Origin of the sequence: Streptomyces sp. NBC_01454, assembly GCF_036227565.1 — a bacterium.
In the GTDB taxonomy this organism is placed as follows: Bacteria; Actinomycetota; Actinomycetes; order Streptomycetales; family Streptomycetaceae; genus Streptomyces.
Map to the genome: position 1 here is coordinate 5,008,249 of NZ_CP109460.1, position 14,071 is coordinate 5,022,319.

The 14,071-nt window shown below is 71.8% G+C and carries 13 protein-coding genes; 6 read left to right on the forward strand and 7 right to left on the reverse strand.

Features of this window, described 5'->3' with window-relative positions:
• Positions 1-9: 9 nt before the first annotated feature.
• Both OIU81_RS22275 and OIU81_RS22280 read right to left on the reverse strand, forming a co-directional pair.
• The gene (locus tag OIU81_RS22275; RefSeq protein ID WP_329150565.1) at positions 10-519 is read right to left on the reverse strand and encodes a GtrA family protein; all 510 of its coding nucleotides are present in this window, start codon (positions 517-519) and stop codon (positions 10-12) included.
• A 135-nt stretch (positions 520-654) separates the two neighbouring features.
• Complete coding sequence (locus OIU81_RS22280; protein WP_329150567.1) at positions 655-1,083, reverse strand: protease inhibitor I42 family protein; 429 nt, start codon at positions 1,081-1,083, stop codon at positions 655-657.
• 163 nt (positions 1,084-1,246) lie between these two features.
• Here OIU81_RS22280 and OIU81_RS22285 point away from each other — a divergent pair, with 163 nt between their 5' ends.
• The 3 genes from OIU81_RS22285 to OIU81_RS22295 are packed head-to-tail and all read left to right on the forward strand — an operon-like array spanning position 1,247 to position 4,166.
• A complete protein-coding gene (locus OIU81_RS22285) occupies positions 1,247-2,404 on the forward strand; it encodes a 5-(carboxyamino)imidazole ribonucleotide synthase (RefSeq protein WP_329150568.1) in 1,158 nt (385 codons plus the stop codon).
• Positions 2,401-2,997, forward strand: a complete 597-nt coding sequence (gene purE / locus OIU81_RS22290; protein WP_329150570.1) for a 5-(carboxyamino)imidazole ribonucleotide mutase — start codon at positions 2,401-2,403, stop codon at positions 2,995-2,997. Before OIU81_RS22285 ends, purE begins: the two co-directional genes overlap by 4 nt.
• Complete coding sequence (locus tag OIU81_RS22295; RefSeq protein WP_329150572.1) at positions 2,994-4,166, forward strand: dipeptidase; 1,173 nt, start codon at positions 2,994-2,996, stop codon at positions 4,164-4,166. The genes purE and OIU81_RS22295 overlap by 4 nt, the downstream gene beginning before the upstream one ends.
• Positions 4,167-5,080: 914 nt before the next feature.
• Here OIU81_RS22295 and OIU81_RS22300 read toward each other — a convergent pair.
• Positions 5,081-6,421 carry a UDP-glucose dehydrogenase family protein gene (locus tag OIU81_RS22300; RefSeq protein ID WP_329150574.1) on the reverse strand — a complete coding sequence of 447 codons (1,341 nt, stop codon included), beginning with the start codon at positions 6,419-6,421 and terminating at the stop codon, positions 5,081-5,083.
• A gap of 258 nt (positions 6,422-6,679) precedes the next feature.
• Between OIU81_RS22300 and OIU81_RS22305 the strand changes: the two genes are divergently transcribed.
• Positions 6,680-7,855 carry an acyl-CoA dehydrogenase family protein gene (locus OIU81_RS22305; protein ID WP_329150576.1) on the forward strand — a complete coding sequence of 392 codons (1,176 nt, stop codon included), beginning with the start codon at positions 6,680-6,682 and terminating at the stop codon, positions 7,853-7,855.
• A 75-nt stretch (positions 7,856-7,930) separates the two neighbouring features.
• Here the strand turns inward: OIU81_RS22305 and OIU81_RS22310 are convergent, their stop codons facing one another.
• Positions 7,931-9,226 carry an LCP family protein gene (locus tag OIU81_RS22310; RefSeq protein ID WP_329150578.1) on the reverse strand — a complete coding sequence of 432 codons (1,296 nt, stop codon included), beginning with the start codon at positions 9,224-9,226 and terminating at the stop codon, positions 7,931-7,933.
• Positions 9,227-9,497: 271 nt separating this feature from the next.
• Between OIU81_RS22310 and OIU81_RS22315 the strand changes: the two genes are divergently transcribed.
• The gene (locus OIU81_RS22315; RefSeq protein ID WP_329150580.1) at positions 9,498-10,052 is read left to right on the forward strand and encodes an acyl-CoA thioesterase; all 555 of its coding nucleotides are present in this window, start codon (positions 9,498-9,500) and stop codon (positions 10,050-10,052) included.
• Here the strand turns inward: OIU81_RS22315 and OIU81_RS22320 are convergent.
• The 3 genes from OIU81_RS22320 to OIU81_RS22330 are packed head-to-tail and all read right to left on the reverse strand — an operon-like array spanning position 10,003 to position 12,588.
• Positions 10,003-10,584, reverse strand: a complete 582-nt coding sequence (locus OIU81_RS22320; protein WP_329150582.1) for a VanZ family protein — start codon at positions 10,582-10,584, stop codon at positions 10,003-10,005. The genes OIU81_RS22315 and OIU81_RS22320 overlap by 50 nt on opposite strands.
• 29 nt (positions 10,585-10,613) lie before the next feature.
• Positions 10,614-11,069 (reverse strand): hypothetical protein, encoded by a 456-nt coding sequence (locus OIU81_RS22325; RefSeq protein ID WP_329150584.1) that lies wholly within the window; start codon positions 11,067-11,069, stop codon positions 10,614-10,616.
• A gap of 55 nt (positions 11,070-11,124) precedes the next feature.
• Positions 11,125-12,588, reverse strand: coding sequence for an LCP family protein (locus OIU81_RS22330; protein ID WP_329150587.1), 1,464 nt, complete (start codon positions 12,586-12,588; stop codon positions 11,125-11,127).
• 320 nt (positions 12,589-12,908) lie between these two features.
• Here OIU81_RS22330 and OIU81_RS22335 point away from each other — a divergent pair, with 320 nt between their 5' ends.
• A complete protein-coding gene (locus OIU81_RS22335) occupies positions 12,909-13,940 on the forward strand; it encodes a glycosyltransferase family 2 protein (protein ID WP_329150589.1) in 1,032 nt (343 codons plus the stop codon).
• Positions 13,941-14,071: the final 131 nt, after the last annotated feature.

A 14,071-nucleotide genomic window follows, 5' to 3' on the forward strand; every position in this document is an offset into this window, starting at 1 on the left:
GGCCCGGGGCTACCTCCTGGAGGCGCTGCGCGGGCGCTGCGAGCCGTCGGCGAGGAAGGACTCGGCGGTCTCCACCGCCTCCCGCGCGGGCAGCGCACGGAAGACCCAGGTGCGGTAGGACCAGAAGCGGAAGAGCGTGGCGACGGCGATGCCGAGGAACTTGAAGACGTTGCTCTGGAGCGGGGAGTCCCAGTCGAAGCCGTAGGTCGCGATGTAGAGCACACCGTTCTCGATGACCAGGCCGACGACGCTGAACAGCAGGAAGAGCGTCAGCTCCTTCGTGCGGCCCTGCTTGTCGCGGTCGCGGTAGGTGAAGTAGCGGTAACCCAGGTAGTTGGTACCGGTCGCCACGACGGTCGCCACGATGCTGGCCCGCACGACGGGCACCTCGGTCAGATGCCGGACGAGGTTGAACACCGCGAAGTTGACCACGACACCCACGCCGCCGACCGCACCGAACTTCACCAGTTCCCGGGTGAGCGCCTCCAGCCTCGACCGCAGTGCGCTCCGTTCACTCATGGTGTTCGTTCAGCTCCCCGTCGTGGGCGGTGTCCGCGGCCGTCAACGCTGGCTCGCTCCCTCATGCTAACCACGGCTCGACGCCGCTGCCCGCCATCCGTTCACTCCGTAGGCAACGCCACACGTCCGTAGCGGTCAGCCCACGGTCACCCGGAAGTTGAGGCTGCGGGCGCCCGCCTCGTCGGCCGCGCCGGTGCCGCAGCGCCGGCAGCGCAGCAGCCGTAAGTCCGTACGGCCCGGGTGGACGGCCCGGAAGCCGAGCCGGCGGACGGGGCCCGAGCCGGCTCGTGCGCCGCCGGGGACCACCCGGGAGCCGGTGGCCCGCAGGACGGCCGGGTCGGGGCGGGGGTCGGCGATGATCCAGCGGTAGCCGCCGGCGCCCTCGTCGTCGACCTGCACGCTGAAGCGGTCACCGGGGGAGACCATGATCTCGGTGTCGTCCGCGTCATAGATCCGCGGCGCGGACAGCTGGCTGAAAACGGAGTGCAGGGCGATCAGCAGCGCGGTGAGCGCGATCGCGATCACCAGCGTCCGCGTGCCCCTGGCTATGCCGCTGTTCTCCATCCGGCCTCCCCCTCGCCGGGCCCACTCCGGGCGCCGGCTGTGCCCGCCGGCCCGGGAGTCGGGGCCGGCGCCGGTCCTCTGTCGGCGATCTTCGAACGTGCGAACTCAGAGGATCATCCAAGCCGGGGTCGGGGCCGCGGCGCCGTGCGGATACCCTGGGGACGTGACGTTCCCGGTAGTCGGCATGGTCGGCGGCGGTCAGCTCGCCCGTATGACCCACGAGGCGGGTATCCCCCTCGGCATCAGATTCAAGCTCCTCAGTGACACTCCGCAGGACTCGGCGGCTCAGGTGGTCGGTGATGTCGTCATCGGCGACTACCGCGATCTGGACACCCTGCGGGCGTTCGCGCGTGGCTGCGATGTGATCACCTTCGATCACGAGCACGTCCCCACCGAACATCTACGGGCCCTGGAGGCCGACGGGATCCCCGTCCGGCCCGGCCCGGATGCGCTGGTGCACGCCCAGGACAAGGGGGTGATGCGGGCGAAGCTGGCGGCGATCGGCGTGCCCTGCCCGCGCCACCGCCTCGTCTCCGACCCCGCGGACGTCGAGCGCTTCGCCGCGGAGCTCGGCGGCGGGCAGGCGCCGGACGGCTTCCCGGTGGTCCTCAAGACCGTCCGCGGCGGCTATGACGGCAAGGGCGTCTGGGTGGTGCGATCCTCCAAAGAGGCCGCCGAGCCGTTCCGTGCCGGGGTGCCCGTCCTCGCGGAGGAAAAGGTCGATTTCGTCCGTGAACTGGCGGCCAACATCGTCCGCTCCCCGCACGGCCAGGCCGTGGCCTACCCGGTCGTGGAGTCCGTCCAGGTCGACGGCGTCTGCGACACCGTGATCGCCCCGGCGCCCGGCCTCGACGAGGAACTCGCCGGCCAGGCCCAGCAGCTGGCGCTGCGGATCGCCCAGGAACTGGGCGTCGTCGGCCATCTGGCCGTCGAGCTCTTCGAGACCGCGGACGGCCGGATCCTGGTCAACGAGCTGGCCATGCGCCCGCACAATTCCGGCCACTGGACCCAGGACGGCGCGATCACCTCGCAGTTCGCCAACCACGTCCGTGCCGTGCTCGACCTCCCGCTGGGCGATCCGCGTCCGCGCGCCCGCTGGACGGTCATGGCCAACGTGCTCGGCGGCGACTACCCCGACATGTACTACGCGTACCTCCATTGCATGGCGCGGGACCCGCAGTTGAAGATCCATATGTACGGCAAGGACGTGAAGCCCGGCCGTAAGGTCGGACACGTCAACACCTACGGCGACGACCTGGCCGACGTGCGCGAGCGCGCCGCTCATGCCGCCGGTTATCTGCGAGGAACGATCACCGAATGACGTCCAGCCCGTCGCCCGACACCCGCCCCGCACCGGCCACCGACGCCCCCTCGCCCGCGGCGCCCGGCGGCCCGCTCATCGGCATCGTGATGGGCTCCGACTCCGACTGGCCCGTCATGGAGGCCGCCGCCCAGGCCCTCGACGAGTTCGAGATCCCCTACGAGGTCGATGTCGTCTCGGCGCACCGCATGCCGCGCGAGATGATCGCGTACGGCGAGGAGGCGGCCGGCCGCGGGCTGAAGGCGATCATCGCGGGCGCCGGCGGTGCGGCCCACCTCCCCGGGATGCTCGCCTCGGTCACGCCGCTCCCGGTCATCGGCGTCCCCGTCCCGCTCAAGTACCTGGACGGCATGGACTCCCTGCTGTCCATCGTGCAGATGCCGGCCGGTGTCCCGGTCGCCACCGTCTCGGTCGGCGGCGCCCGCAACGCCGGGCTGCTCGCCGCCCGGATCCTCGCCACCGCGGACGCCGAACTCCTCGGCCGGATGCGGGAGTTCCAGCAGGAGCTGAACGACCAGGCCACCGAGAAGGGCAAGCGGCTGCGCAACAAGGTCGCTTCCCCCGACGGCTTCGGCTTCGGGGGCGGCCGGTGAGCTCCTCCCTGGACGCCGCCCGGGATCTGCTCGCCCGCTGGCCCGTCGTCGACGGCCACAACGACCTGCCCTGGGCGCTGCGGGAGCAGGTCCGCTACGACCTCGACCGGCGTGACATCGCCAGCGACCAGTCCGCGCATCTGCACACCGATCTGCCGCGGCTGCGGGCCGGCGGCGTCGGCGCGCAGTTCTGGTCGGTGTACGTACGCGCCGACTACGCGGGCGACCAGGCCGTCAGCGCGACCCTCGAACAGATCGATGTGGTGCGCGAGCTGCTCGCCCGTCATCCCGGCGAGCTGCGTGCGGCGCACACCGCCGACGAGATGGAGGCGGCCCGCGCCGAGGGCCGGATCGCCTCCCTCATGGGCGCCGAGGGCGGCCACTCCATCAACAACTCGCTGGCCACCCTGCGCGCGCTGCACCGGCTGGGCGTGCGCTACATGACGCTCACCCACAACGACACCATCGACTGGGCGGATTCCGCGACCGACGAGCCGCGCCACAACGGGCTGTCGGCCTTCGGCGAGGAGGTCGTCCGGGAGATGAACCGCTGCGGGATGCTGGTCGACCTCTCGCACGTCTCGGCCGACACCATGCGCGACGCGCTGCGCGTCAGCACCGCGCCGGTGATCTTCTCGCACTCCTCCGCCCGCGCCGTCTGCGACCATCCGCGCAACATCCCCGACGACGTGCTGGCGCAGCTGCCCGCCAACGGCGGTGTCGCGATGGCCACCTTCGTGCCGAAGTTCGTGCTGCCCGCGGCCGTCGAGTGGACCCGGCGCGCCGACGAGAACATGCGGGCACACGGGCTGCACCACCTCGACACCACCGAGGACGCCATGCGCGTCCATCGCGCCTTCGAGGCCGCCCACCCCCGCCCGAGGGCCACCGCGGCCACCGTCGCCGATCACCTCGATCACATGCGGGAGGTCGCGGGCGTCGACCACATCGGCATCGGCGGCGACTTCGACGGCACCGCCTTCACCCCCGACGACCTGGCCGATGTCGCGGGCTACCCGCACCTGATCGCCGAACTCCTGGACCGCAAGTGGTCCGAGTCCGACCTGGCCAAACTCACCTGGCACAACGCGGTGCGCGCTTTGCGCGCGGCGGAGGACGTGGCGCGCGCGGAGCGGCAGCTACGGGGGCCGTCGCACGCAGTGATCTGACGCCGCACGTTGTTGGCTGGCCCGCCGCGCTTTGCCGTGCGCCCACGTTGTTGGCTGTCCCGCCGTGGTGGCTTGTCGTCGTTGCGCCTGCGGCGGGCTGTTGTCGCTGCGCTGGCTGTTCGGCTGCGGGTCCGGCTCTCCGGACTTCGTCCTGCGGTCCGGCCCCTTCCGTTGGGGGTGGTGGAGGCCGGTGGGGGTGTGGGTGGGTGGTCAGGCGCCCGCCGTTGCGCTTTGCCGTGCGCTCACGTTGTTGGCTGTCCCGCCGCGCTTTGCCGTGCGCCCACGTTGTTGGCCGTCCCGCCGTGGTGGCTTGTCGTCGTTGCGCCTGCGGCGGGCTGTTGTCGCTGCGCTGGCTGTTCGGCTGCGGGTCCGGCTCTCCGGACTTCGTCCTGCGGTCCGGCCCCTTCCGTTGGGGGTGGTGGAGGCCGGTGGGGGTGCAGGTAGGTGGTCAGGCGCCCGCGGTCGACGCCATCACGCTTGCCCCCACGAGTCTTTCCCCCCCACTCACGGGAGGGGCCGCGCCGCAGGACGGAGTCCGGAGGAGCGGCACCGCACCCGACCACTCACGCCCGCCGCAGGCGCTACGGCGAGACGTCACCACGGTGGGGAAGTCGACCACCCACGCCCGCCGCAGGCGCTACGGCGAGACGTCACCACGGTGGGGAAGTCGACCACCCACGCCCGCCGCAGGCGCTACGGCGAGACGTCACCACGGTGGGGAAGTCGACCACGCACGCCCGCCGCAGGCGCTACGGCGAGACGCCACTACGGCGGGACAGCCGAAAACATGCGACCGCGGCGCGCAGCGCAAGCGCAACCCGCACGGCGGGGAAGTCGACCACCCACGCCCGCCGCAGGCGCCACGGCGAGAAGCCCACCACGGCGGGACAGCCGAAAACGTGGGAAGAAATCCGCTACGCGGACGGGCGCCCAAGCGCCCGGTAGGTCCAGCCCGCCTTGCGCCAGAGGTCCGGGTCCAAGGCATTGCGGCCGTCCAAGATGCGGCGCTCGGCGACGACGTCGCCCAACGTGGCGGGGTCCAGTTCACGGAACTCGCGCCACTCCGTGAGGTGCAGCACCACGTCCGCGCCGCGCACCGCCTCCAGCGCGCTGTCCGCGTACGCCAGCGTCGGGAAGATACGCCGGGCGTTCTCCATGCCCTTCGGGTCGTAGACCGTCACCTGGCCGCCCTGGAGGTGGATCTGGCCGGCGACGTTGAGCGCGGGGGAGTCGCGGACGTCGTCCGAGTCCGGCTTGAAGGTCGCGCCCAGCACGGCGACCCGCTTGCCCAGGAAGCCGCCGCCGACCGCGTTGCGGGTCAGCTCGACCATGTGGCCGCGGCGCCGCATGTTGATCGAGTCGATCTCGCGCAGGAACGTCAGCGCCTGGTCGGCGCCCAGTTCACCGGCGCGCGCCATGAAGGCCCGCAGGTCCTTGGGCAGACAGCCGCCGCCGAAGCCGATACCGGCCCGCAGGAACTTCTTGCCGATCCGGTCGTCGTGCCCGATGGCCTCGGCGAGCTTCACCACATCGCCGTCGGCCGCCTCGCAGATCTCCGCCATCGCGTTGATGAAGGAGATCTTCGTGGCCAGGAAGGAGTTGGCGGAGGTCTTCACCAGCTCGGACGTCGGGTAGTCCATGGCGATGAAGGGGGAGCCCTCGGCGATCGGCGTGGCGTACACCTCACGCAGCAGCTCTTCGCCCCGTTCGCCGGCCACGCCCACCACGATCCGGTCCGGGTGCAGGGTGTCCTGGACGGCGAAGCCCTCGCGCAGGAACTCCGGGTTCCAGGCCAGCTCCACCTCCGCGCCGGCCGGGGCGGCCGCGGCCAGCCGCTCGGCGAGCCGGGCCGCGCTGCCCACCGGCACCGTCGACTTGCCGACCACCAGGGCGGGCCGGGTCAGATGCGGAGCCAGCGCGTCGAAGGCGCTCTCCACGTAGGACATGTCACAGGCGTACTCCCCGTGCTTCTGCGGGGTGTTCACACAGACGAAGTGGACATCGCCGAAGGCGCCGGCCTCCTCATAGGAGGTGGTGAAGCGCAGCCGCCCGCTCGCCCCCTCGATCCCGGCGACATGGCGGCGCAGCAGGTCCTCCAGGCCGGGCTCGTACATCGGGACCTCGCCCCGCTGCAGCATCTCGATCTTCTCGGGGACCACGTCGAGCCCCAGCACCTCGAAGCCCAGCTCGGCCATGGCCGCGGCGTGGGTGGCGCCGAGGTAGCCGGTGCCGATCACTGTGATCTTGAGGGCCATGGATGCTCCAAACAAGCGGGGCGGCGCGGGCGCCGGCATACAGGGTGGTGGTCGGGTGTGACGGGCGGGCGGGCAATTGGCGCTGACCGAGCATAGTCGGGCTCGGAACGGGTCACTCCAGCCGCTCGCCCCGCCCCGCGGGTCACTGTCGGCAACCTCACGTATCCGCAGCCGGATCCGGCGCCTAGAATCCGGAGAGATAACGGGTTACTTAACGGTAGTTAGCACTGCAGTCAGCTCTCAGGGGAGTGAGAAACCTTGGCGGGAACCGCTGATTTCGATCTGTACCGGCCGTCGGAGGAGCACGACATGCTCCGCGAGTCGGTGCGCTCGCTCGCCGAGGCGAAGATCGCGCCGTTCGCCGCCGCGGTGGACGAGGAGGCCCGCTTCCCGCAGGAGGCGCACGACGCGCTGGTCGCCAACGACCTGCACGCCGTCCATGTCCCGGAGGCCTACGGGGGCGCCGGCGCCGATGCCCTGGCGACCGTCATCGTCATCGAGGAGGTCGCCCGCGTCTGCGCGTCGTCCTCCCTCATCCCGGCGGTCAACAAGCTCGGCTCGCTGCCGGTGGTACTCTCCGGCTCCGAGGAGCTGAAGGCGAAGTACCTGGGCCCGCTGGCCAAGGGCGACGGGATGTTCTCGTACTGCCTGAGCGAGCCGGACGCCGGCTCCGACGCGGCAGGGATGAAGACCAAGGCCGTCCGTGACGGCGACCACTACGTCCTCAACGGCGTCAAGCGCTGGATCACCAACGCCGGCGTCAGCGAGTTCTACACGGTGATGGCCGTCACCGACCCCGAGAAGCGTTCCAAGGGCATCTCGGCCTTCGTCGTCGAGAAGGGCGACGAGGGCGTCTCCTTCGGCGCCCCGGAGAAGAAGCTCGGCATCAAGGGCTCCCCGACCCGCGAGGTCTACCTCGACAACGTCCGGATCCCCGCCGACCGCATCATCGGCGCCGAGGGAACCGGCTTCGCCACCGCCATGAAGACCCTGGACCACACCCGCATCACCATCGCGGCCCAGGCGCTCGGCATCGCCCAGGGCGCCCTGGACTACGCCAAGGGCTACGTCCAGGAGCGCAAGCAGTTCGGCAAGCCGATCGGCGACTTCCAGGGCGTCCAGTTCATGCTCGCCGACATGGCCATGAAGGTGGAGGCGGCCCGTCAGCTCACCTACGCCGCGGCCGCCCGCTCGGAGCGGATATCCGCCGGCGGCAAGGGCGAGGACCTGACGTTCTTCGGCGCCGCGGCCAAGTGCTACGCCTCCGACGCCGCCATGGAGGTCACCACGGACGCCGTCCAGCTGCTCGGCGGCTACGGCTACACCCGTGACTACCCGGTCGAGCGGATGATGCGCGACGCGAAGATCACGCAGATCTACGAGGGCACGAACCAGGTCCAGCGGATCGTGATGGCGCGCAACCTCCCGCAGTAGGCCGCAGATACGGCACACGGCGAGGGCCCCGGACCGCAGTGGCGGTCCGGGGCCCCTCGCGTCGTGCGGGCGTGGTCAGTTGCCGCTGACGGTGACCTTCTCGTCGTTGTTCAGCTGCTGGACCAGCTGGCGGAGCTTGGCCTTGTCCCAGACGAGGTTGCCGCCGGTGGAGCCGGAGATGGGCATGTTCATCGACTTGCCCTCGCCGCCGGTGACGCCCTTCATCGCGAAGAACATGCTGCCGAGGTCGAACAGGTTCATGTCCTTGTCGACGATGAGGGTGGCCAGTCCGGCGCTCATCGTCGGGTAGAGCTTGAAGGGGTTGAGCACGGTCCCCGGGGTGGCCGTCTGGCTGGCCAGCGTCGCCAGGAACTTCTGCTGGTTCTTCGTCCGGTCCAGGTCCTGGCCGGCGAAGGCGTGCCGGGTGCGGACGAAGGCGAGTGCCTGCTGGCCGTTGAGCGTCTGCTTGCCGGCCGGGAAGTCGGCGCCGGAGTTCTTGTCCTTGAACGCCTTGGGGATGTCCATCTCGACGCCGCCGATGGCGTCCACGATGTTGGCGAAGCCCGCGAAGCCGATCTCGACGTAGTGGTCGATGTGCAGCTTGGTGTTGTACTCGACGGTGCGCACCAGCAGCTCCGGGCCGTCCTCGGCGTAGGCCGCGTTGAGCTTGGTGTGCCGCCCGGTGTCCGGGTACTTCTTGCCGGAGTCCGAGCCGACGAACGACGGTATCTCGACGTCCGAGTCACGCGGCAGGGATATCAGCGTCGGGCCGTTGCTGCCGTCGTGCAGGATCATCATCGAGTCGGTGCGCTTGCCCGCGGCGGAGCCGGTGTGCAGCTTCTGCTTCTCCGCGGCAGACATGCCCTCGCGGCTGTCCGAGCCGACGATCAGGTAGTTGGTGCCGTCGCCCGTCACCGGCCGGTCGATGACCTTGCTCAGGTCCACCTGGCGGCGGAGCTTGCCGTCGGCCCAGAAGTAGGTGGCGACCGAGGCCACCGCGAGCACCGCGACCAGGGTGATCACGGTCCACTTGATCCGCCGGCCCCAGCGCGGGCGCGGCCGCCCGGGCCGTCCGTCGCCGAGGTCGTCGCCGCGACGGCCCCCGCCGCCCCCGCCGCCGTAGACCTGGCCGGTGCTGTAACCGCTGTCGTACGAGTCGTCGTAGCCCTGGGACTGCTGCGGCGGCACGGTCGCGCCCCTGCGCGGGGACATCGACTGCGGCAGCGGCGGCTCGTGCCGCTGGTAGCCGGAGCCTGCGTCGCGCCGTACCTGGGGCATGGCACGCGCACCCTCCGGCTCGGCACTGCCGCTGCCGTATCCGTACCGGTTGCCGCTCTGGTCGCCGGACCACCCATTGGGCCACTCATTCATAGGAGGAGTGTGCATGCCGCGGCGGGGTGCTCCATAGAGCGGGTGCCGGATCGGGCCAGGGCTGTTGCAGAGCTGATGCAAAGCCACGGCGGCCTTTGGCCGCATACCGGAAGGGGACGTCACCATTCCGACCTGGGATAACGGAAGCCTGTATTCCGGTTTGTATCCGGCGGGCACCGCGAGAGCAATGTCACGGAGCTGCCGCGGGGGCGAGAGCTGTCTCACGGACCGCGCGGGGCCCGGCCGTCCGCGGGCCACTTAGGCTGGCCGTATGACCGAACTCGTCACCGAAAAGCCCGAGGATGAACAGGCGGGCAGGCCCACCTCCGTGTCCCGCATCACCCTCAGCCACATCATGACGGCGGTCGACACCAACCTGCTGGGAACGGTGCACGGCGGCGTGATCATGAAGCTCGTGGACGACGCGGCGGGTGCGGTCGCCGGGCGCCACTCCGGCGGGCCGGCCGTGACCGCCTCCATGGACGAGATGGTCTTCCTCGAGCCGGTGCGGATCGGCGACCTCGTCCATGTGCGCGCCCAGGTCAACTGGACCGGCCGCTCCTCGATGGAGGTCGGCGTGCGGGTCCTGGCCGAGCGCTGGAACGAATCCAGCCCCGCCCAGCAGGTCGGCTCCGCCTACCTCGTCTTCGCCGCCGTCGACGAGCAGGGCAAGCCGCGCCGGGTGCCGCCGGTGGTCCCCGAGACCGAGCGCGACCAGCGCCGCTACCAGGAGGCGCAGATCCGCCGTACGCACCGCCTCGCCCGGCGGCGCGCCATCAAGGAGCTGCGCGAACGACGTGCCGCGGAAGGCCTCGACGACGCATAGCGGCGACCGTCAGCTGCGCGAGCAGCGCCAGGCCTGTACCGATGACGGTGCCGGCCGCCGCGCAGATCACATCGTCGACATCGGCGATCCGCCCGGCCCGCATCAGCAGCTGCGCGGTCTCGATGACCAGGCACAGGCCCACCCCCAGCAGGAACGCCGCGGCGGCCGAGACGCGCGGCGCGGCGAACCGCAGCAGCAGCGGCGCGGGGACGAACAGCGCGGCATTGGCGATCTGCCGCCGCACCAGCATCCCCAGCTCCCCGGGCTCCAGCTGGGCGCCCAGATCGAACAGTCCCTCACCGGGCCGCCACCACACCGTGGCGTCCCCGGAGCCGATCGGCTGGCTGGGCGTGAGCGTCGCCACCAGGAGCAGCAGCAGCCAGCCGGCCAGCAGCATCCGGGCCGTGGTGCGCGGTGCGCGGCCCCCCAGGGCGCGGGCCGTCCACAGGGCCAGCGCCAGCGCCACCATCAGCGCCAGGGCCAGGAAGAGCACCACCGAGCCGGGCGTGATGCCCAGCACTACCTGCCACACGATGCGCCCCTTTCAGGACATCCGGGACATCAACTGCAGGTCCATTTTGTGACGTAGATCGTCTGCGCCCGCTCCATGACGCCCCGGATGCACTCGTCCGCGAGCATCTCCACCCGGCCGCTCAGCCCGACGGCACCGCCCTGCGTCCGCCGGGTGCCGAACCAGCCGGGGAAGGCCGTGATCCGGTCGTTCTTGCGCTGGTAGCCGAGCCGCACGATGATCTCGCCGGGCCCGGTGGGCGGGTGCCGCCGGTAGCTCGCGGTGTACGTCCCGTCGGACCCCACCGGGCCGCGCAGGCACAGCTGGCCGCGCACCAGATCCCCGCAGCCGGTCGGTGCGTCGGGCGCCGGCGGGGCCGCGGCGGCGGTGGCCGCGACCAGCCCCATGGCCGCGAGGGTCACCGTGACCCGGCGCGCACGGTGGTGTGCGCCCGGCCGCCGGGCCGGCGGCCCCGGCACGGTCCGGCGAGGCGCGGGGACACTCATGCCGCCTCGCTTCGGCCAGGCGCGCAGCTTTCGCCGGGGAACGCGCCGCGCTCGCTCATGGGCACACCGCCTGGTCGCCGGTGATCGCGGCGATCCCGCCGGGCCGCTGCGGCGGCTCCTCCGCCCGCACCCGCCGCACGGCCCGGTGGTCACGGCCGACCGTCACCCGCATCACCGGCCCCTGCCCGGCCGCCGGGTGCAGCTCGGCGCCCGGCAGCGCGGCGGCCAGCGAGCGGGCCGAGCGGTCCCAGCGCGGGTCGTAGGCGATGACCGTGCGGGGCACCGCGCCGAGAGGGGAGGTGGCGGGGGCGCCGGTGGTGGCGAAGCCGGTGGCCCGCAGCTCCCCGGCCACCGAGCTGCCCGCCCCGCCCTGGCCGCTGCCGTTGTCGACCCGCACCTGGATCTGGCCCGGCGGGACGTCCACGACCCTGCCCCGCGGCGCCGTCCCGTCCGGGTGTGCCGCGATCGGCTTGTCCTCGCGGATCGCCTGGAAGAGCTTCGGCGCCTGCACCGGATCCCACCGCACCGTCGAGCCGACGCCCGGCACCGTCCGGGCCGTGCCGGTCAGCGGCACCGAGGTGAACTCCGAGGACGACGGGGTGAAGCCGCGCATCGCCTGCCCGAGGTCGACCAGGTCGCCCGCCCCGAAGCCCGAGTCGGCCCGTACGGACCGCAGCATCGTGTCGGCGACGTCCCTGAAGCGGATGGGGTTCATCAGCACTCCGGAGGAGGTGATCTTGTGGATGAGGGCGGCCAGGAAGCGCTGCTGGCGCTGCATCCGGCCGAGATCGGCGGAGCCGTCGATATGCCGGGAGCGCACGTACTGCAGCGCCCGCCCCCCGTTGAGCTGCGACTTGCCGACCGGCAGGGCCAGGCCCGTATAGCTGTCCCGCAGCGGCCGTACGGTGCAGATCTCCACCCCGCCGACCGCGTCCACGCTGCGCATGAAGCTGGTGAAGTCGACCTCCAGATAGTGGTCGATGTGCACGCCCGTCATGTGCTCGACGGTCCGCACGGTGAGGTTGGGGCCGCCCTCCGCATAGGCCGCGTTCAGCTTGATGGCGTGGACGGGGCGCTGCGCGCCGGTGACGGCGTCGGTGTGGGCGGGGACCTCGGCGTAGGAGTCCCGGGGGAGGCTGATCACGCTGGCGCGGTCCCGGTCGGCGGAGAGGTGCACCAGCATGAGCGTGTCCGTGCAGTGACAGGGCGCGCCGCCCAGGTGGTACCGCTGCTTCTCCTCGGCGGTGAGCTTGTCCCGCCCGTCCGTGCCGACGACCAGGAAGTTCAGGCCGTCGCCGCCGCCGGGGCGGTTGCTCATGCCCTTGAAGGCGTCCACCCGGCCGATGCCGCTCTCCACGCCCGTGACCATGGCGTGCCCGATCCCGCTCGCGGCCAGCACCAGGACGGACGCGGCGGCGCCGATCCGCAGCCCCCAGCGCTTCCCCGGCGGGCGCCGGCGCGGTGCGGGCCGGGCGGCCCGGCGCCTGGCCGGACGGGGGGAGCGGAACGGCGCGGTCACGGGGACACCTCCGCGGCTGGACGGCGTGAGCGGTGCCCGGCGGGGGAGCGGGGCAGGACGGGGGAACACGGGGGAACACGGGGAACACGGGGAACACGGGGAACACGGAGAAGGGGAGAGGGCGGGGACGAATCCGGCCAGGACACCGTAGGCCCATACGATCGGCTGCAAAGCACCACACGCCGGGCATCCGGCGCCCGGCCACCCGGCTGCGCCCGAGGGCGTCCCCCATTCGCGGTAACGTGAGGCGCGATACTGCAGTCTCCCGGCGGGCGCTGCCGTCGCTGGCGGCCGCCGCGGGCCGTACCCCCTGAGGAACCATGCCGCAGCAGCAGCCCCCGGCCGTCTCCGTGATCATGCCGGTGCTCAATGAGGAACGTCACCTGCGCAATTCGGTCCGGCACATCCTGGAGCAGGAGTACGCCGGAGAGATGGAGGTGGTGATCGCCCTCGGCCCGTCCGAGGACCGTACGGACGAGATCGCCGCCGAACTCGTCGCCGAGGACCCCCGGGTGCACACGGTGGCGAACCCCACCGGCCGTACCCCCGCCGCGCTGAACGCCGCGATCAAGGCGTCCCGGCACCCCATCGTGGTCCGCGTCGACGGTCACGGCATGCTCTCGCGGAACTACATCGCCACCGCCGTGCGCCTCCTGGAGGAGACCGGCGCGGCCAACGTCGGCGGCATCATGCACGCCGAGGGGGAGAACGCCTGGGAGGACGCGGTCGCCGCCGCGATGACCTCCAGGATCGGCGTGGGCAACGCCGCCTTCCACACCGGTGGGCAGGCGGGCCCCGCCGAGACCGTCTACCTCGGCGTCTTCCGGCGCGAGGCGCTGGAGCGGCAGGGCGGCTACAACGAGGAGTTCATCCGCGCCCAGGACTGGGAGCTGAACTTCCGCATCCGGGAGGCCGGCGGCGCGGTCTGGTTCTCGCCCGAGCTGAAGGTCCAGTACCGCCCGCGGCCGAGCGTGAAGGCCCTGGCCAAGCAGTACAAGGACTACGGCAAGTGGCGCCATGTCGTGGCCCGCTACCACGCCGGATCGATCAATCTGCGCTATCTCGCGCCGCCGGCCGCGGTGTGCGCCATCGCCGCGGGCCTGGTGGCCGGCGCGGCGGTCACGCCCTGGGCGCTGATCGTCCCGGGCGGCTATCTCGCCGCGATCGTCGCGGGCTCGGTGCCCGCCGGCAAGGGCCTCGCACCGAAGGCGCGCCTCCAGATCCCCCTCGCCCTGGCCACCATGCACATGGCCTGGGGCGTGGGCTTCCTGACCAGCCCCCGCTCGCTCGCCCGGAAGGTCATCGCCAGCCGCCGTCCGGCCGTGACGACCGCGACGGCCGGGGCCGAGTAGGGACGTTTCCCGGCGGCGGTCGCCGTCGAGCCGGCCCTGCCGCATGCTCGGGCAGGGCCCTGCTGGTGAACTCACGACAGTGAAGCGGGGGTTGGCACGCGCAAGTGAGGACGGGCGGAGCCCGCGGTGTC